This is a genomic window from Phenylobacterium sp. LjRoot97, assembly GCF_964254345.1.
GTDB lineage: Bacteria > Pseudomonadota > Alphaproteobacteria > Caulobacterales > Caulobacteraceae > Phenylobacterium.
On the sequence record NZ_CAXUTH020000001.1, the window covers coordinates 1,807,755 to 1,825,061 of the forward strand.

Annotated in this window: 22 protein-coding genes; 15 read left to right on the forward strand and 7 right to left on the reverse strand. The window is 66.9% G+C overall.

The window, feature by feature from the left end; genetic code table 11:
• Positions 1-29: 29 nt before the first annotated feature.
• Positions 30-548: an RcnB family protein gene (locus ACSQ2H_RS09055; RefSeq protein ID WP_436061087.1), complete on the reverse strand. Its 519-nt coding sequence runs from the start codon at positions 546-548 to the stop codon at positions 30-32.
• Positions 549-929: 381 nt separating this feature from the next.
• Here ACSQ2H_RS09055 and ACSQ2H_RS09060 point away from each other — a divergent pair, with 381 nt between their 5' ends.
• Positions 930-1,196: a sel1 repeat family protein gene (locus ACSQ2H_RS09060; protein WP_436061088.1), complete on the forward strand. Its 267-nt coding sequence runs from the start codon at positions 930-932 to the stop codon at positions 1,194-1,196.
• 124 nt (positions 1,197-1,320) lie between these two features.
• Here ACSQ2H_RS09060 and ACSQ2H_RS09065 read toward each other — a convergent pair whose 3' ends face one another.
• On the reverse strand, positions 1,321-1,944 hold the full coding sequence (locus ACSQ2H_RS09065; protein WP_436061089.1) for a glutathione S-transferase family protein: 624 nt from the start codon (positions 1,942-1,944) through the stop codon (positions 1,321-1,323).
• 228 nt (positions 1,945-2,172) lie between these two features.
• Here ACSQ2H_RS09065 and ACSQ2H_RS09070 point away from each other — a divergent pair, with 228 nt between their 5' ends.
• The 4 genes from ACSQ2H_RS09070 (at position 2,173) to ACSQ2H_RS09085 (ending at position 4,570) form a co-directional block, all read left to right on the forward strand.
• A complete protein-coding gene (locus ACSQ2H_RS09070) occupies positions 2,173-2,544 on the forward strand; it encodes a hypothetical protein (protein ID WP_436061090.1) in 372 nt (123 codons plus the stop codon).
• 491 nt (positions 2,545-3,035) lie between these two features.
• Positions 3,036-3,473, forward strand: a complete 438-nt coding sequence (locus ACSQ2H_RS09075) for an SMI1/KNR4 family protein (protein WP_436061091.1) — start codon at positions 3,036-3,038, stop codon at positions 3,471-3,473.
• 95 nt (positions 3,474-3,568) lie between these two features.
• The gene (locus ACSQ2H_RS09080) at positions 3,569-3,988 is read left to right on the forward strand and encodes an SMI1/KNR4 family protein (RefSeq protein ID WP_436061092.1); all 420 of its coding nucleotides are present in this window, start codon (positions 3,569-3,571) and stop codon (positions 3,986-3,988) included.
• A gap of 246 nt (positions 3,989-4,234) precedes the next feature.
• Positions 4,235-4,570, forward strand: coding sequence for a hypothetical protein (locus tag ACSQ2H_RS09085; protein ID WP_436061093.1), 336 nt, complete (start codon positions 4,235-4,237; stop codon positions 4,568-4,570).
• A 102-nt stretch (positions 4,571-4,672) separates the two neighbouring features.
• On the opposite strand, the gene ACSQ2H_RS09090 is transcribed toward ACSQ2H_RS09085, so the two are convergent.
• Positions 4,673-5,095, reverse strand: coding sequence for a hypothetical protein (locus ACSQ2H_RS09090; RefSeq protein ID WP_436061094.1), 423 nt, complete (start codon positions 5,093-5,095; stop codon positions 4,673-4,675).
• A gap of 229 nt (positions 5,096-5,324) precedes the next feature.
• Here ACSQ2H_RS09090 and ACSQ2H_RS09095 point away from each other — a divergent pair, with 229 nt between their 5' ends.
• Together ACSQ2H_RS09095 and ACSQ2H_RS09100 are read left to right on the forward strand one after the other, a co-directional pair.
• Positions 5,325-6,752 (forward strand): amidohydrolase family protein, encoded by a 1,428-nt coding sequence (locus tag ACSQ2H_RS09095; RefSeq protein ID WP_436061095.1) that lies wholly within the window; start codon positions 5,325-5,327, stop codon positions 6,750-6,752.
• Between the two features lie 56 nt (positions 6,753-6,808).
• Complete coding sequence (locus ACSQ2H_RS09100; protein ID WP_436061096.1) at positions 6,809-7,123, forward strand: hypothetical protein; 315 nt, start codon at positions 6,809-6,811, stop codon at positions 7,121-7,123.
• Between the two features lie 16 nt (positions 7,124-7,139).
• Here ACSQ2H_RS09100 and ACSQ2H_RS09105 read toward each other — a convergent pair whose 3' ends face one another.
• The 3 genes from ACSQ2H_RS09105 to arsH form a co-directional block, all read right to left on the reverse strand.
• Entirely contained in the window at positions 7,140-8,258 is a 1,119-nt protein-coding gene (locus ACSQ2H_RS09105; protein ID WP_436061097.1) for an acyltransferase family protein, read from the reverse strand.
• Between the two features lie 147 nt (positions 8,259-8,405).
• Positions 8,406-8,843, reverse strand: a complete 438-nt coding sequence (locus ACSQ2H_RS09110) for a hypothetical protein (RefSeq protein WP_436061098.1) — start codon at positions 8,841-8,843, stop codon at positions 8,406-8,408.
• A 55-nt stretch (positions 8,844-8,898) separates the two neighbouring features.
• On the reverse strand, positions 8,899-9,636 hold the full coding sequence (gene arsH / locus ACSQ2H_RS09115; protein WP_436061099.1) for an arsenical resistance protein ArsH: 738 nt from the start codon (positions 9,634-9,636) through the stop codon (positions 8,899-8,901).
• Between the two features lie 57 nt (positions 9,637-9,693).
• On the opposite strand from arsH, the gene ACSQ2H_RS09120 reads away from it, so the two are divergent.
• The 5 genes from ACSQ2H_RS09120 (at position 9,694) to ACSQ2H_RS09140 (ending at position 12,890) form a co-directional block, all read left to right on the forward strand.
• Positions 9,694-10,047 (forward strand): ArsR/SmtB family transcription factor, encoded by a 354-nt coding sequence (locus ACSQ2H_RS09120; protein WP_436061100.1) that lies wholly within the window; start codon positions 9,694-9,696, stop codon positions 10,045-10,047.
• Positions 10,048-10,061: 14 nt separating this feature from the next.
• Entirely contained in the window at positions 10,062-11,132 is a 1,071-nt protein-coding gene (gene arsB / locus ACSQ2H_RS09125) for an ACR3 family arsenite efflux transporter (RefSeq protein WP_436063560.1), read from the forward strand.
• Positions 11,129-11,536 carry an arsenate reductase (glutaredoxin) gene (gene arsC, locus ACSQ2H_RS09130; protein ID WP_436061101.1) on the forward strand — a complete coding sequence of 136 codons (408 nt, stop codon included), beginning with the start codon at positions 11,129-11,131 and terminating at the stop codon, positions 11,534-11,536. Before arsB ends, arsC begins: the two co-directional genes overlap by 4 nt.
• A 73-nt stretch (positions 11,537-11,609) precedes the next feature.
• A complete protein-coding gene (locus tag ACSQ2H_RS09135) occupies positions 11,610-12,167 on the forward strand; it encodes an arsinothricin resistance N-acetyltransferase ArsN1 family B (protein WP_436061102.1) in 558 nt (185 codons plus the stop codon).
• A gap of 141 nt (positions 12,168-12,308) precedes the next feature.
• A complete protein-coding gene (locus ACSQ2H_RS09140; RefSeq protein WP_436061103.1) occupies positions 12,309-12,890 on the forward strand; it encodes a hypothetical protein in 582 nt (193 codons plus the stop codon).
• A 52-nt stretch (positions 12,891-12,942) separates the two neighbouring features.
• Here the strand turns inward: ACSQ2H_RS09140 and ACSQ2H_RS09145 are convergent, their stop codons facing one another.
• Positions 12,943-13,701, reverse strand: coding sequence for a polysaccharide biosynthesis/export family protein (locus tag ACSQ2H_RS09145; protein WP_436061104.1), 759 nt, complete (start codon positions 13,699-13,701; stop codon positions 12,943-12,945).
• 87 nt (positions 13,702-13,788) lie between these two features.
• Between ACSQ2H_RS09145 and ACSQ2H_RS09150 the strand changes: the two genes are divergently transcribed.
• Genes ACSQ2H_RS09150 through ACSQ2H_RS09160 form a run of 3 tightly spaced genes read left to right on the forward strand, consistent with a single transcriptional unit; the run spans position 13,789 to position 17,303 of the window.
• On the forward strand, positions 13,789-15,288 hold the full coding sequence (locus ACSQ2H_RS09150; RefSeq protein ID WP_436061105.1) for a GumC family protein: 1,500 nt from the start codon (positions 13,789-13,791) through the stop codon (positions 15,286-15,288).
• A 48-nt stretch (positions 15,289-15,336) separates the two neighbouring features.
• Entirely contained in the window at positions 15,337-16,038 is a 702-nt protein-coding gene (locus ACSQ2H_RS09155; RefSeq protein WP_436061106.1) for a sugar kinase, read from the forward strand.
• A complete protein-coding gene (locus tag ACSQ2H_RS09160) occupies positions 16,035-17,303 on the forward strand; it encodes an O-antigen ligase family protein (protein WP_436061107.1) in 1,269 nt (422 codons plus the stop codon). The genes ACSQ2H_RS09155 and ACSQ2H_RS09160 overlap by 4 nt, the downstream gene beginning before the upstream one ends.
• Positions 17,304-17,307 lie beyond the last annotated feature (4 nt).

Genomic DNA, 17,307 nt, shown 5'->3' on the forward strand with positions numbered 1-17,307 from the left:
GATCCGGGGCGTTTCTATTTTTAGATCAACTAGTTGTTGATGATATCGAAGATGATGCCGCTGGCCAGCGCGGCCAGCAGGTAGTCATCCCCGACCCGGTACCAGGCGTAGCCGCGCGGCGGCTGGCGCAGGTGGTAGCGGTGGTAGTCGTTCACCACGTAACCCCGGTAGTAGGGCGGCAGGTGCGCCCCGCGGCGCCAGGCGGCGTAGCCCGGGCGGTAGTACGGATTGCCGTAATAGGCTTGCGGCGGCGGGCCGTAGTACCAGCGGCTGTTGTAGTAGTAGCCGTTGTGGCGGCCGCGATCCCAGCCGTTGTGGCGGCCGTTGTCATGACGGCCCCAGTCGCGGCGGTCGTCCCGGCGATCCCAGTCGCGGCGATTGTCGCCCCGGCGGTCCCAGTCGCGACGATCGTCGTGACGATCCCAGCGCTGCTCGTGACGGTCGCGACCACGGCCGCGATCATTGTCGGCGTAGGCCGAGGTCGCGGCGAACGCCATCGGGCCGGCGACCGCGGCGACAGCGGCAAGGCTCAAGATCAGGCGTTTCATGGCGGGCCTCCTGGCTCCAAAGCTATCGTACTCGATATCGGCAAACCTGACGGTAGGCGGCTGAACTTGACCTGAACGGGCCTGTCAGCTTCGCATTGGGCGCCGATAGCTTCGTATTTGGGGCGCAAGCGGCAGGTTTACGCCGCCGCCCGGCAGGAAGGCGCCGATCGCAGGCCGGGGCCAGAAACGCGCGCTCTTAAGATTCTGGCTACGGAGCTTTCCGGTCAGTAAAAATCGCGAATAGTCAAAATCCGCACAGAAAAATCACGACGTTTTTCGAGTTAACCCTATCTTCAGTGCGCATCGACTTTCTTAGCCTCAGGAACGTCGGGATCGGTACCCAGAACGGGGACGGACCGACGGGGCTAGGGAAACGAAGTCATGCTTACGAGCGTGGAAAACGATGGAATGCCGCTGCCGACCGCCGAGTCGACGGGGGACGAGCTGTTCAAGATGGGCCTGCTCTATTCGACCGGTCAGGGCGGGGCGCCGCTGGACTACGTCTCGGCGCACATGCTGTTCAACCTGGCTGCGATGCGCGGCTCGGTCGAGGCCAAGGTCTACCGCAAGGAACTGAGCCAGGAGATGGCCTCGGACGAGGTCGCCGAAGCCCAGCGCCAGGCCCGCGAGTGGCTGGCCCACGGCTGACGCCGACGCTGACGACTGGACGAGGGCGCCTGGCGCGCTCTTCGCGATCTGCGCCGGCACGGGATTCGGCGCGATTGGCGGACCGACCCGACTGAACGCCAGATCGTTCGCCGTGGACCCGGTCTCAGGTCACCCCTTCATGCGAGCGGGCCATGGCGCGCCTGTAGGCGTCGCGGCCGGTGGTGCGGGCGAGGTAGGCCTGTTCGGCGTCGCCGAGGGTGACGCCGCAGTTCCGTTGAGCGAGATTGAGCGCATAGGTCACCGAGATGTCGGCGGCGGTGAAAGCCTCGCCGGCGAGGTAGGGTGAACCGGTGAGCCGTTGGCTGACCAGCTTCAGCCGCTTCTGGAACGACCGCAGACACCAGGCCGCCCCCCAGTTCTCCCGCTCGGCCTCGGGCGCGATGAAGCGGCTGACGACGACCGGCATCATCAGGGTCGCGAGACCGGCTTCGCCCAGGTGCAGAAACTGCTGATAGGCCGGGAAGCTCGGGTCGTGCTGCGCAGGCGCCAGGGGCGTCGGCCCGTAACGGGCCATCAGGTACTCCATGATCGCGATCGACTCGACCATGACGACGTCGCCGTCCTGAATCGCCGGAATGTAGTCGGCCGGGTTCACCGCCAAGAACTCGGGGTCCTGCTCGGCGGCGAGCATGTCCACCTGCCGCACGCGGTAGGGAAGGCCCATCTCCTCCAGCACCCACACGACCCGGATCGATCGCGAGGTCTGTCCGCCCCAAACGGTGATCATGCGCCGGCCCTTTCCTGGTGCCACCGAGGAACCGCAGCGGATCACATTTGATCCCGGCGCTCCAGACGCACGAGCTGGCCTGCGTCCTGCGTCGCGGCCTCTAGCAAGCTGCGAAGTTCGGAACCGATCGCGGAGTTGGCGCGTCCAGGTCGGCAGGCGATGCCGCGCCCGCCGATTGCGGTTGGAGTTCGCGGCCTCAGGCGCCGGCTCAGCAGAAGGCCCTCCGCGATGGCCCGCACGCCGCCCACCACAAAGCCCGCTACAGATGAGCCTGCCCGCGTCGAGGGAATTTTCCGCTCGGGCTCGATGACCGCGATCGGGGTGGTGCTCGGCTTCTCGCTGGCCTTTCTGGTTCGCTGGAGCGGACTGCCGGGGCGTTGGGAGACTTCCGATCTGTTCGCCGTGGCGGCCATCAGCCTTGGCGTCGCCCTGCAGATCAAGGCGCTGGTCGATCTGCTGGCGGTGAAGTCCGTGATCGTCGCCAATTACGAAAGGGCGGTGCGCATCTTCGTGGTCGGCATTGTGTCGGTCGCCGTCGGCGTCATGGCCGCCATCTTCGGCCACATCGCCGGCTACGGCGGACTCGTTCTGCACGGCTGACGCCGGTTACGTCTGCTCTTTGGCGCCAGGTCGGCGACCGCTATCGACCCGTTGCGGACGTTGGGACGGCCCGCCTAAGCTGGTGCCGAGTTTCACGCGCAGGGCCTGGGATGTTGTCGAAATTCTTTAGGCCCAGGGCGGCGAAGACTACTGCCGTGCCGTCAGTTGAAGACGATCCAGTAGTGGTGGTCCCTATCCCGCCATTGGTGACACTGCTTGTCGCACTCGAAGAGCGCAAAGGAAGTGCGCTCACGGAGGCGGAGGTGTTAGAGGCGCGGGACGGTGCAATTTGCATGACGGTGCGCCGCTCGGCTGCGTGGAAGATGGCAGAGGAGCGAGGTTATCGAGACTTCGACCCTGCAAATGTCTGGGAAGAGTGGCAATCGTTCCTCAGATCGAGCTGACATCAGAGGCGGCCTCCCCCCCATTGCAGATGTCTTGCGCCTCTGCTTTCCGTTGCGCACCAGCAAGAGGCAGAAATGCGCCCGCTAATGTGGTTCGAAGTCGGGTCCGGCGCCACTGTAGAGGAGGTCAGGCAGCTAGAGGACGACCTCGCATGTCGTTTTCCATCGGACGTCGTGGCCTTCCTCCGTTCAAACGCCGGGGCGAGTAATCCCGAAGAGAGCGAGTTCGACGTGGTCGAGCCCTCAGGCCGTAGGCGCGTCGGCAATTTTGGCGCTGTGCTTAGGGTAGCTGGCGATGGCACCGACAGCATTCGAGCGGCGGCTCGGATGGTAGAAGGCCTTCGCCCCGCACTGATCCCTTTCATCGAGACTGGGGCCGGGGACTACGTATGCCTCGACACCGGGGCAGCAAGCGCAATTGTCTATTACATGCACGAGCGATCGATTGCAGACAGTGTGGTGCCGCTGGCCGGCAACTTGACCGAATTTCTCGAAAGGCTGAGCGCACCTGACGAGCCGGCCTAAGGTCCGCTTCCCACCCGTTGCTGACCTCGGGAAGGTCCGCTTTCGGGTACTGCGCTCGCTCGCTATGTTTCGGCTCAGACTAGGAAGTTGAGGCCATGAAACCGAGCTACAAAGAGACTCTAGACCGGCTTGCCTTTGGCGACTTCGTCGGGCCTCGCGACGAGAGAATGGTGGCCCAAGCTGAAGCTGCGCTCGGCGGCGAGTTTCCTCCTTCCTTCCGTGAGTTCACCCGTCAGTTAGGCGCAGGCAGCTATGGATCATTCGAGGTCTATGGTCTGATCGACAATACATTCGGTGGGCCAGGACCAGACGCGGTTTGGGTCACGCTGTCGGAAAGGCACAACGGTTCCGTGCCGAACGATGCAGTGATCGTTGGCGATAGCGGTGACGGCGGTTGGTATTGGGAGCGACTTGGAGCGGAGGACGGCCCGATCTTCCTGACCTCAGCGGGCGGCGCTACGCAACAGGTTGCCTCGTCCTTTGCGGACTATCTGAGCGACCGATTGCAGGGTTGAGCCTGAAGTCAGTGCTCCACCCGTTGCGGACATCGCCTTCACGAGCGACTGAGCCCCAGCTACCGTAATCTCGTGAGAAAGTGCGTTTACCGAAACTTCGTTATCCTTGCCCTGATCGGGGCGGGCTTGGGGAGTTGTGGCCCAGCCGACCTGAAGGCCGGTGAGACGCTTAAGTGTGATCTGCCCTCAGGGCCGCCATTCTACGTCGTAGTGGGGAGCGTCGAACCATTCGGTTGGAGTCGGAAGGTGGCTTTGGTCACGCTCGACGATCCTGCCGCTCCGGTTTTTCGCGGACAGACTTTCACCGCGATTGACCAAAAGGTTCTCATCGACGCTTGCCCGGAAAGGACGGCTGGTCGTTCGCTCGCGCCGGGGTTCAACACTGGGTTGGAGGATTGGCGACGCGGCCTTGAGCGCGGCATCGCCGGGGTATCCATCCTGCCCCCACAAAAGACGTACTCACTCCGCGATCAGACACCTGTAGTGACGCTCGGCCGGCCCCTTGCCGACGGGCAAAAGATTTGGGGACCTTTCGGCTCATGCGATCCACGCTATCCGACAGAATGTGCCTCCAAACAATAACGTCCGCTATCCACCCGTCGCCGCCGATCGCGGCGCCTGTCTGGCGGCTCCTCCGCTGAACGTCCGTAATCGGCGCCAGGTCATCCCCTCAGCCGGGGGACGCTAGTTGAGCTGACGATCGCCGACGCCTCGGCGGATAAGCTCGCGGCATGTCGGCTGATTGGGCGAGACGACTCGGAGCGCGCCGTCCGACTGCTTGCCCACAATGAAGCACCAGAAGGTGCGCTTCTGCTCATCCACAATGCCGCTATTCGGCGTCAGATCCGGTGAAATGGATGTTCCCGTCGCTTGGACCTGGCCGGCAGCGATCGCCTTCGGCTCACCCGCGAGAATGACGTGTTTGCCTGGCGGCGCCCGCACGCTCACGGCTTGCAGGTGGTCCATCGGGGGAAACACCTGCGCATCGACCACGACTTGGATGGCGCCCCCGGTCCCGTTGACGACGTAGACATACGCGTCCGCGGCTCGCACCTCTGACGCCCAGCATGCGAACAGCGCCGATATCACCGCAGCAAAAAGTCTCATTCGTCCCCGCTCCCCATTGCGAGCGGACACTGGCCATCGGCGAGCTCTCTGGCAAGGCTGACCGCGCATCGCGGCCGGTCTCGGCGATCGGCGCTCAGGCCTGCAACCGACCCTCCTCGCAAAAGCTTCGGCCTCAGGCATCGACCCGATGTGCGCCCGTCCTGCGCGCTGCCACCCTGGCCGTGGTTGCGGACGCGGCGACGACGCCCGTCGCAACTGGAGGTGACGCATGTCGATGCACTCCGTCCGCCCTGGAAGAGCGCCCCTGGATCGGGCGAGGCTTGCCGCATCGCTGGCGGCGGCGCTGATCGCCGGGGCTCCGGGGGCCGGCTTGGCGCACGGCCCGTCCGCGCTCGTCTCGGCCGCTCCCGCCGCGGGCGCGCCCGCCGTTGAAGCCCCGACGGCCACGCTCTTCCGGAACGTCAGGATCTTCGACGGGACCGGGAAAGCCCTCTCGGCCCCGTCCAACGTGCTGGTCACCGGCAACCTGATCGCCCAGATCTCGCAAGGGCCGATCGAGGCCGGGCCCGGTACGAGCGTCATCGACGGCCGTGGGCGCACCTTGATGCCGGGGCTGATCGACGCCCACTGGCACACCATGCTGATCGTGCCGACCCCGGCGCAGTCCATCAACGGCGACCTGGGCTACAACAACATCACCGCCGCCGCCGAGGCGACCGAGACGCTGATGCGCGGGTTTACGACCGTCCGCGACCTGGGCGGTCCGGCCTTCGGCCTCAAGCAGGCGATCGACGAGGGCGTCGTGCCCGGCCCGCGGATCTATCCGTCCGGCGCGATGATCACGGTCACCAGCGGCCACGGGGACTTCCGCCAGCTCACCGACCTGCCGCGAGCGCCGGGCAAGCTCACCCGGATCGAGGAGATCGGCGGGGCGGCGATCGCCGACAGCCCCGACGAGATGCGCATGCGCGTGCGCGAACAGCTCATGCACGGCGCCTCCCAGATCAAGGTCACCGCCGGCGGGGGCGTGTCCTCGCCCTTCAGCCCGGTCGACGTGTCGACCTTCACCGAGCCGGAGCTGCGCGCCGCCACGGAGGCGGCCGGGAACTGGGGCACCTATGTCACGGCGCACGCCTTCACCTCGGCGGCGATCCGGACCTCGATCAACGCCGGGGTCAAGGTCATCGAGCACGGCTTCCTGATGGACGAGGACACCGCCCGGCTCATCGGCGAGAAGGGTGTCTGGCTCAGCCTGCAGCCGCTGCCGGAAGGCCTGCGGGAAGGCTTTCCGGTCGGGTCGGTGCAGCGCCAGGGGGCCGACGAAGTCTGGCCGGGCATCGACCGCACCTATCGGCTGGCCAGGAAGTACAAGCTGAAGACCGCCTGGGGCACCGACGTGCTGTTCTCGCAGGCCCTGGCCCAGCAGCAGGGCGCGATCCTGGCCTCGCTGACGCGCTGGTACACGCCGGCCGAGGCCCTCGCCATGGCCACGGGGACCAACGCGCAGCTGCTCGCGCTCTCGGGCAAGCGCAATCCCTATCCCGGCAAGCTCGGGGTCGTCGAACAGGGGGCGTACGCCGACCTGCTGCTGGTGGACGGCGATCCCTTGGAGAACATCAACCTGGTCGCCGATCCGGCCCGCAACTTCGTGGTCATCATGAAGAACGGCGTCATCTACAAGAACATGGATCGCTAGCGCCCAGGCCGATCGTCGATACAGCTGCTCTAACCGCTCAAGTCTGGAGGCCCGTCATGTTGAGAGGACTCGCCGTCGCGGCGATCGTGATGCTTGCAGGCTGCGAGCAGTCGGGGACGGAGGCGTCGATCGGCGTGGGCAACCCCTATCCCGTCAGCAAGTACGTCTGCGAGGACGGCACGCGGCTGGCGGTGCGGCTCATGGGCGAGCGCGCGTCGGTGGCCGTCAACGACGGCGCCGCGTTCGATCTGCCCGCGATGGGGCCGGAAGGAACCACCTTCTCGAACGGCCGGCAGACGCTGAGCATCGTGCAGGGGCAGCTGTCCTGGGGCGTCGGCCGGGCCATGCCGAGCGCCTGCGCCGGCGGATAGACGCGCGGGCCCTGTGTCAGGCGCCTGAAGGCGCGGGACGCAGGCGCGCGACGGTGGCGCGGCCAAGGGTCATGCCGGGCGCCTCGACCAGCCGGTAGAGCGCGTACGAGATCGGGACCAGCACGACGAGGGTGACGGCGCACGCGGCCGGGAGATGCACGCCCGAGCCGCCCGGCAGCGCCTTGATGCGCGCATAGACGCCGGTGGCGTCCAGCAGCGCCAGCACGTGCGGATGGGCGAGGTAGAGGCTGAAGCTGATCTTGCCGAGGAACCGGGTGACCGGCCACGACACCGGCGGGCCGTCGCGCCAGGCCAGGGCCAGGCAGAGCAGCGCCAGCGGCGCGCCCCACAGCGTCTGGTAGACCGCGCTGCCGAGCGGCGTGTTCACGAGCGCCCCGAACGTGTCGGCGCCCCACAGCAGCGCGGCGATCCCGGCCAGGGCGGCGGCGAACACCGGCCAGAAGGCGCGCGGGGAGGCGGCCTTCCAGACGAAGAAGGCCAGCAGGCCGAAGGCGAAGTAGGGCAGGTTGAAGACGAAGCCGTGCTGGATGAAGGCGAACGGCACGCCGGGCATGGCGGACAGCGCGACGAAATAGACCACGGCGGCCAGCGAGCTCAGCACCGTGAAGACGATCGCGCTGCGCAGGCCGCGGACCAGGAACAGCACCAGGGGCAGGATCGCATAGAACAGCATCTCGACGCCGATCGACCACGACGCCAGGGCGATGCCTTCCACATGGTTCGGCGACAGCCCGAACAGGAAGGTCAGGTTGAGGAGCATGTCGACGGGGTTATGCAGCGCCCACAGCGGCGGATAGTTCAGCGCCAGCTGGAAGAAGGTCGCCAGATAGTAGAGCGGCGCGATCCGGAACACGCGCCGCAGATAGAACTCCCGCTGCTGGGCGCCTTCCCCGAGGCGGCCGAAATAGCCGTAGGCCAGGCTGAAGGCGCTGACGGCGAAGAACAGCGGCACCCCGCGTCCGAGATGCCATTTGAGGGCCATCAGGCTCTGGGGCGGGTCGAACTGGGCCAGGTGGATGACGTGGAAGACGATGACCGCGAGGGCCGCATAGGCGCGCAACGATTCGACGCCGCCCAGGTGGGGACGCGAAGCGGGGAACTGGTTTGCGGTCATTGCAGCCTGTCGATTCAACCCAGATTTGCGGGGAGGCTACCCGCGGTAGGGAGCGCGGCCAAGGCGCCGGCTCTGCGGCGCGGGGGCGGCGACCGTTGGTCGCGGCGGAGTTGATGACCGAAGGCGAACCTTGGGGGCGTTGGGTGTTTAGCGCTTCCGCTCGTGCCACATGATGATCACCTCGTTGAGCGAGCCGCCTTCGGTGCGTTCGAACTCGCTCACGAGTCGCCTGGTGACGCTTTCTTCGGCGTTGAAAACGGCCGTCACATCATAGGTGCAGTTCGCGATCCGGCCGCCCCAGCTGCGGTCGCAGTGCACGTTCCGAACCGAGATCAATTGCGAGGGCTGCCCCTGCCGACCGGCGAACCGGCTAAAGCGCTGACTGAAGTCGGCGTCCCACTGCGAGGCGACATGGTCTCCGACCTCCGCGGAGGTTGGCGCCTCAATCGGCCGCGTAGCCTCGTGCGCGCAGGCGGTCGTGAAGGCAGCGACCACGATCCAGCGAAGCTTTGCCATGCGACTGAACTGTCCCTTCGCCGCCGCTCGTGACGTCTGCTTTTCGGCCGATCCGCTCAACGTCAGCAAGTCGGCGCCAGGTCAGCGTCTGAAATCGACCCTTAGCGGAAGCGGGGAATGCCGGCTAACTCGTCACCACCTCATGCCGCATGGCCTCTGCGCCTAGCGTCACGTGCTCTGGGATGCGCCCATCGGCTTTGCGCTCGCTGTAGCGGTCAACGAGGTAGTCGGCGCGGTCGCGGGTGAGCAGCGTGAACTTCACCAGTTCCTCCATCACATCGACGATCCGCTCGTAATAGCTCGACGCCTTCATACGGTCGTCCTCGTCGAACTCGCGGTAGGCCATCGCCACGGATGATTGGTTAGGGATGGTGAGCATTCGCATCCACCGCCCGAGCAGGCGCAATGTGTTCACAGCGTTGAAAGACTGCGAGCCGCCGCTGACCTGCATCACCGCCAGCGTCTTGCCCTGGGTCGGCCGCACGCTGCCGATCGAAAGTGGTATCCAGTCGATCTGCGACTTCATCACACCGGTGATCGCACCGTGACGCTCTGGGCTGCACCAAACCTGGCCTTCCGACCATTCGGAGAGCGAACGCAGTTCCTGCACCTTCGGATGGTCCGGCGTCGTCTCGTCGGGCAGCGGCAAACCGCGCGGATCGAAAACCCGCGTCTCGCAGCCAAGGCGTTGCAGTATCCGCTCAGCCTCCAGAACGCAGAGCCGGCTAAACGACCGCTCGCGCAGCGATCCGTAGAGCAGCAGGATGCGCGGCGGGTGGGTCCTTCGCGCAGTCGGTTCAAGCTGAGCCATATTGATCGGCGCCAGAAACTCAGGGGCTAGCGCCGGGAACGAAGCGGTCATTTCCACAATCCTCGAAATGTCCTTCTCGTTGTCACATATTTCGACTATCTTGGAAATATGGAAATCAAATCCGCCGTCGCGAGTCTGTCCGCCCTCGGGCACGAGGGGCGTCTCACCATCTATCGCCTGCTGGTCCAGGCCGGGCCGGAAGGCCTCGCAGCGGGGGAGGTCGCGCGTCGTCTCGATATGCTGCCGAACACGCTATCGGCCAATTTTGGCGTCCTCAGCGGAGCCGGCCTCGTCAGTTCTCGGCGTGATGGGCGCTCGATCATCTACACGGCGAACTACGCGGCGATGAGCACGCTGCTCGGCTTTCTGATGGAAGATTGCTGCGGTGGCGCGCCGGAGATTTGCGCGCCGTTGACGGAAATCCTCGGCCGAGCCGCCGCGTGTGACGGCGTCTGCAAATGACCGCCAAGCCCGCGATGTCGGTCTTCGAGCGCTATCTGACGCTTTGGGTCGCGCTGTGCATCGTGGTCGGCATCGCCCTTGGCCACTTCTTTGCGCCGGCCTTCAAGGCCATCGGAACCGCCGAAATCGCCAGCGTCAACATGCCGGTCGCCGCGCTGATCTGGCTGATGATCATACCCATGCTCATCAAGGTCGACTTCGCGGCCCTCGGTCAGGTCGGCCGTCACTGGCGCGGTATCGGCGTCACGCTCTTCATCAACTGGATCATCAAGCCGTTCGGCATGGCCGCGTTGGGCTGGGTGTTCATTGGCTGGCTGTTCCGCCCCTATCTGCCCGCCGAGCAGATCGAGAGCTACATCGCCGGGCTCATCATCCTCGCCGCCGCGCCCTGTACGGCGATGGTGTTCGTGTGGAGCAACCTCACGCGCGGCGAGCCGAACTTCACGCTTAGCCAAGTCGCGTTGAATGACACCATCATGGTGTTCGCCTTCGCGCCCGTGGTCGCTCTGCTGCTGGGGTTGTCGGCGATCACCGTGCCCTGGGCGACGCTTGCTCTGTCAGTCGGTCTCTACATCGTCGTGCCCGTCGTCGCGGCGCAGTTCATCCGGCGCATTCTCCTTGCCGGGGGACAGCCGCGCCTCGACCGCTTTCTTTCGGTCATGCAGCCGGTCTCAATCCTGGCACTGCTGGCGACGCTGATCCTGCTGTTTGGCTTTCAGGGCCAACAGATCATCCGGCAGCCGCTGGTGATCGCCATGCTTGCCGTGCCGATCCTCATCCAGGTCTATCTGAACTCCGGCCTCGCCTACCTACTGAACCGCGCGACCGGGGAAGCGCATTGCGTGGCCGGGCCATCGGCGCTGATCGGCGCCAGCAACTTCTTCGAACTCGCCGTCGCCGCCGCCATCAGCCTGTTCGGTTTCGAGTCCGGCGCGGCGCTCGCGACCGTCGTGGGAGTCCTGATCGAAGTGCCGGTGATGCTGTCCATCGTCGCCATCGTGAACCGAAGCCGCCCTTGGTACGAGCGGGGCGCATCCGTCCGGCGCGTGGCGCAAACCCTAAGCCCCGAACGAGCCCAGCCATGACCGACTTCCCCGTCACCATCTTCCACAATCCGGCCTGCGGCACCTCGCGCAACACGGTCGCGATGGTCGAGGCCGCCGGCTACACGCCGAAGATTGTCGAGTACCTTGAGACAGGTTGGACCCACGACCGGCTTCGAGCCTTAGCCGACGAGGCAGGCATGACGTTCCGCCAGCTTATGCGGGAAAAGGGTACGCCCGCCGCCGCGCTGGGTCTGCTTGGCGACGGCGTTAGCGAGGATCAGATCCTCGACGCCATGGTCGAGCACCCCGTTCTGGTCAATCGACCCATCGTCGTGACGCCGATCGGCGTGAGGCTGTGCCGGCCTTCCGAGGCGGTGTTTGGCCTGATCCAGCACAAACCTGACAGCTTCACCAAGGAAGACGGCGAGGTGATCAGGCCGTAGGCCCCCGAAGCAACGATCCTTGCCGCTGTCGGCGCGGGGTGAAACTGTCCAAACTGCACCACAGGAGGGGCCGATGGGCGGAAGCATCAGGCCGGCGCGCGCAGTGGACGCGGCGGCGGTAGCGACGGTCTACGCGCCGTATGTTCGCGACACGGTCATCTCCTTCGAGGAAGAGCCACCGACGGCCGCCGAGATGGCCGAGCGCATCGCTTCTACCCAGGCGGTTCATCCCTTCCTCGTCTTCGAGGAAGGCGGCCAGGTGGTCGGCTACGCCTATGCGGGGCCTCACCGAGCACGGCCCGCCTATCGATGGTCGGTCGATGTGACGGTGTATGTGGCTAAGCACGCTCATCGCAGCGGCGTCGGCCGCGCCCTGTACCGCGACTTGCTAGCTCGTTTGGCGGACCAGGGCTTTCACTCCGCATTCGCTGGGATTGCTCTCCCCAACGACAAGAGCGTCGGGCTTCACGAGGCCATGGGATTTGAGCACATTGGGACCTACAGAGAGGTAGGTTTCAAGTTCGGCGGTTGGCACGATGTCGGCTGGTGGCGGCTCTCTCTCAACGACGGTTTGCCATCCAGAGAACCAATCCCTTTCTCCGACTTGAAGGTCTTCGCGCCGGAAGACTGAGCGCCCGCTTCCCACCCTTCACAGACATTCGCGGGGTCCGCTCTCAGGTGAATCGCCGCTCGTGCTCAGGCGCCGGCGCGCATGACTTTGCCATTGCCGAAGGGTGTAACGCGGGGAGGCTACACCTCTGAGGAGACCTCCATGCGTGCTCTGCTGCTTGCTCTGGCCACCATCGGCAGCTTGGCCGCTGCGGCGCCATCTCTCGCCCAGACCTTGAAGGTGAACCAGGACATCAGCATCGACGTCACCGGCTTCAGCGGCGATCCGAAGATCCTGGCCGACATGGTGACCAAGATCGAGGCCCTGAACGGCGGACGCGTGGCGGCGATCACCTTTGACAACGTCGGCGGCGCGCCGGGCTACGCCGCCATCGTGCTGAACGGATCGGACGTCAGGTTCTGGCGGCTCGACGCTCCGAGCAGCGACGTCGTCGAGCTTGTCGGCGCGTCCATTCCGGCGTGGATGTTGAACTGGAAGGCCCAACGGCGCGCGACCGCCGTCAAGGTCGCCAAGGTTTCGTTGGCCGACGCGATCCGCACGGCTGAAGCCTCGCAGAGGGGCGCGCCGGCGGTCGTGGCCGGCATTGCAAGAAGCGCCGCCAACCCCACGTCGGAAGTCCAGGCCTACATGATCGGAGTGCTGAAAGACGGCCGGCTGGAGCGCGTCGCGGTGAATTCGCAATCGGGACGGCCGATCGAGAACCCCGAGGCCCTGGAATGGTGAGGCAGGGGGAGTAGGTCGCGGGGCCGCTTGCGAGCGGCGGCGGCGCTGGCGTCTACTGGATCGCCTGGGCGCCGAGCGCGTAGCTGAACGAGACCGGCAGCAGGTCGCGGAAGTACTGCTGCATGAAGATCCCGGCGTTGGCGGCGCCGGTGCGCGGGACGTAGATCACGTCGAAGCGCCGCAGCGGCACGAGGTCGGTCTCGGCGTGGCGCAGGCCGCGCAGCAGGTCGGCGCGGCGGATCATGCCGCGGCCGTCGGGCCCGCGGCGGATGATGAACACCGCGCTGGCGTCGGCGCTCGAGCGGAAGCCGCCGGCCTGGATGATCGCGCGGAGCGCGTCGGCGTCGCCGGTGAGGTCGATGACGCCCGGATTGCCGACCTCGCCGCCGACGAAGACCTTGAGCGGCGCGGCCTTGGCCGAGACTTCGACGTGCGGGCGCAGCAGCTGGCTCGAATAGGCCTGGGCGACGACGCCTTCCAGCTCCGGGATCGTGCGGTCGGCGGCCATGACCGGACCGACCAGGGGCAGGGTGATCCGCCCGTCCGGCTGGACCACCAGGGTCTTGGTCAGTTCCGGCGCCGAAGGCACGGCGACCTCGATCTCGTCGCCCGGATAGAACCGGTAGTCGGGCTCGTAGTCGCTCCAGGTGGCGTAGGGGATGTTGCTGAACGCCTGGGCGGCGGGAGCCGCGGGGGCCGGCTCGGGCGGCCGCCAGGGCCCCATGACGTCGCGCGGCGTGGCGCAGCCGGCCAGGGCCAGGCCCGCGCAAGCGGCGATCATCGGGACAGGACGGCGGCGCCTCTGAAGCATGGCCGCAAAGGTTAAGGAGAATGGGTAACGGAGTGTTAATCGCGGCCTCGCAGGGTCGGCTGAAGTTCGGGGACCGAGATTCTTTCAGTGACGCAGGCCGCGTGGACAGCAGCGACGCAAGAGGCCGGGCCGGGGTTCGCCTGGGCCGGGCGGCCGCGCTATGCGCTGAGCGATTTCCCGGTGCTGCTGTGGCGCGAGCGCTACCTGATGCTGGCGATCTTCCTGACGCTGTTCGTGCTAGGCGTCGCCGCGGCCCTGACCATGAAGACCAGCTATGAGGCCTATTCGAGCGTGCTCGTGCGGCTGGGCCAGGAGTACGTCTACGAGCCGCGGGCCGGCGACGCCGGCCGCGGGGCGGTGCTCGACTCGGACGCGGTCATCCAGTCCGAAATCGAGATCCTGGGCGCCGCGCCGCTGAAGCTGCGGGTGATCGAGCGGCTGGGCCTGGCGCGGACCTATCCGGACCTGGCCGAGAAGTACGCCAAGGCGACGCCGGCCGAGAAGAAGACCATCATGAGCATGGCCATCCGGGCCATCGAGCAGAACCTGAAGATCGAGACCGCGCCGGACACGCCGATCGTGCGGATCGGGTTCAGCCACAAGGACCCGCAGACTGCGGCGCTGATCCTCAACACCCTGCTCGAGGAATACCTGATCTATCGCCGCACGGTGCTGGTCGACCCAAGCTCGCCGGCCCTGGAGCAACAGCGCCAGCTGTTCGAGACGCGGCTGGCCGACGCCGACGCGGCCTATGAGGAGTTCCTGACCAGCAACCGGATCGGGGACTTCGTCGCCGAGAAGGCCTCGCTGTCGCAGCTGCAGGCGCAGATCGAGCAGCAGAAGTACCAGACCGACGCCCAGCTGCAGGACCGCATCGGCCGGCTGACCACCCTGAACGCCCAGCTGGGCCAGGTGTCGCGCGAGGTCGGGATCTATCGCGACATCTCCAGCGCGCCGGGCGAGAAGCTGGTCGGCCTGAAGGTCCAGCGCGAGGAGCTGCTGTCGCGCTATCGCGCCGACGCGCGGCCCGTGCAGGAGCTGGACGCGCAGATCGCCCAGCTGGAGGCCGGCATGGCCGCGGGCCGGACCCTGGGCGAGGGGGCCAAGCGGATCGGGGTCAATCCTGTGTTCCAGACCCTGCAGACCGAGAAGATCCAGCTGACCTCGGAGGTCGGGGCGCTGCGCCGCTCGCAGGCCGAGCTGGCCGACCAGATCAACCGGCTGACCGAGCGGCGGCTGAGGCTGACGGCGCTGGAGCCGCGCTTCCAGGAGCTGTCGCTGAACCGCGACGTGCTGCAGACCAGCGTCCGCGACTTCACGGTCAAGGAAGAGCAGAACCGCGCGGCCCAGGAGATCGCGGCCCGCTCCAACGACAACATCCGCATCGTCCAGCGCGCCATCGCGCCGATCAAGGGTAAGAGCCTGCGCAAGCCGGTGGTGGTGCTGGCCTTCCTGTTCGCCGGCTTCACGGCCCTCTGCGCCGGGCTGCTGGCGATGTTCCTGCGTCCCGGCCTGCCGACCCCGCAGTCGGCGGCGCGGACCCTGGACCTGCCGGTGCTGGGCGCTGCGCCCTTGAAGGCGCAGTGACGCGCCGTTTGCGCTAGCCTGGGCGCAATTGGGCGGCGCGATTCGAGCATGGTCGATCTGAGTTCCGAGATGGCCGATCTGTGGGCGTCCCTTGGGTCGCCTGCGGCCGGCCGCTCGCGCGTCATCCAGATCACCGCCGCCCGGACCGGGGAGGGCGCCTCCACCGTCGCCCGCGAGCTGGCGCACTATGCGGCGCGCAAGGCCGGCCGCTCGGTGTGGCTGGTCGACCTGGACCTGGTGACCGCCGGCCAGCACGCGGCGCTGTCGGCGCAGACCGGCCGCTATGGCGAGCTCAGCGGCCCGGTGCAGGCCAGCCCCGACGGCTCGGCCTTCTTCACCGTCGAGCCGCCGGCCCAGACCGCCGACGGGGAGATCTGGCCGGACGGCGGATACCTCGCCGCGCACCGCGTCGGCTCGGCCCGCTGGTGGGTGACGCGGTTCCAGCGCGAGCGGCTGGTCGGCCGCCAGAGCGTGCGGCTGGTCCCGACCGCCGACTACTGGAACGCGCTGCGCCGCTTCGCCGAGGTGATCATCGTCGACGGGCCTGCGCCCGACCGCTCGCGCGCGGCGCTGGCGCTCGCTCCCTTCATGGACCAGACGGTGCTGGTGGTCTCGGCCGACCAGGCCGACGTGCGCGCCCCGGCCCAGCTGCGCGACGCCATCGTCGGGGCCGGCGGCCAGGTGACGGGCCTGTTCTTCAATCGCGCCGTCGTCGAGGTCCCGAAGTTCATGAAGGCGCTGCTGCCGTGACCCAGGCCCTGGCCGGCGGCGGGGCGATGGCTCCGGCGGCGCCGCGCCTGACCGCCTGGCGGTTGGCGACCCTGGTCGGTTCGGCCGGGATCTTCCTGATCTACAGCCAGTTCTGGGTGTTCCCGCTGCTGGGCGACGCCGGCAATCCGGCCGCCAGCGGGCTGATCCGGGCGCTCTATCTGCCGGCCTATGGCGTGGCGGCGCTGCTGCTGCTGCTGAGCCCGCGGGCGACGCTGCTGGCCCTGCTGCGCCAGCCGTTCCTGCTGGCGCTGCTGGCGATCTGCCTGGCCTCGACGCTGTGGTCGATCGCGCCGGACAAGACCCTGACGCGGGTGGTGGCGCTCTGCTTCACGACCCTGGGCGGGGTGGTGCTGGCCGCGCGCCATCGCTGGGCCAGCCTGCTGGAGATCCTGGCCGCCGCATTCGCCTTCCTGACGCTGGTGGCGATCGCCGTCTCGGTGGCGGTCCCGTCGATCGGGGTGATGAGCGAGCTGTTCCCGGGCGCCTGGCGCGGCGTCTGGCCCGAGAAGAACGCTCTGGGCGGGATCATGGCGCTGGGCTTCATCGTGCTGACCGCCGCGGCGGTGCTGAACCCGCGGCGGGCGGTGGTGTGGCTGCCGTTCGCGGGGTTGGCGCTGCTGCTGGTGCTGATGTCGACCTCGAAGACCTCGCTGGTCTCGCTGATGCTGGGCCTGGGCGGCATCGCCTTCGTGGCGCTGATCCGCCGCCACCCGGCTTCGGGGGTGGCGACCATCTGGCTGGCGGCGCTGGCCGTGGCGATGATCGCCGGGCTGTTCCTGTTCGCCGCCGACCTGTTCTTCGAGGTGCTGGGCAAGGACGCGACCCTGACCGGGCGGACCAAGATCTGGGACGCGGCCATGGCGCAGATCCGGCTGCGGCCGTGGACCGGCTACGGCTATGGGGTGATCTGGGAGTCGAAGGGCGCCTGGAGCCCGATGTCCCACATCGTCAAGAGCGCCGGCTTCACCCCGATCCACGCTCACAGCGCCTGGATCGAGCAGTGGATCGGGCTGGGCGTGTTCGGGCTGGCGGCGTTCGCGCTGATGTACGTGCAGACCCTGATGCTGGCGGTGGTGGCGTTGTTCCGCGACAAGGGCGCGTACTTCGCGGTGCCGTTCCTGATCGTCTACACGCTGATGACGCTGACCGAGAGCATCGCGGTGACGTTCCACGACTTCCGCTGGATGATGTTCGTGATGGTGGCGACCAAGCTGGTCTGGCCCGATCGGGAAGTGCGGGAGTAGGGGG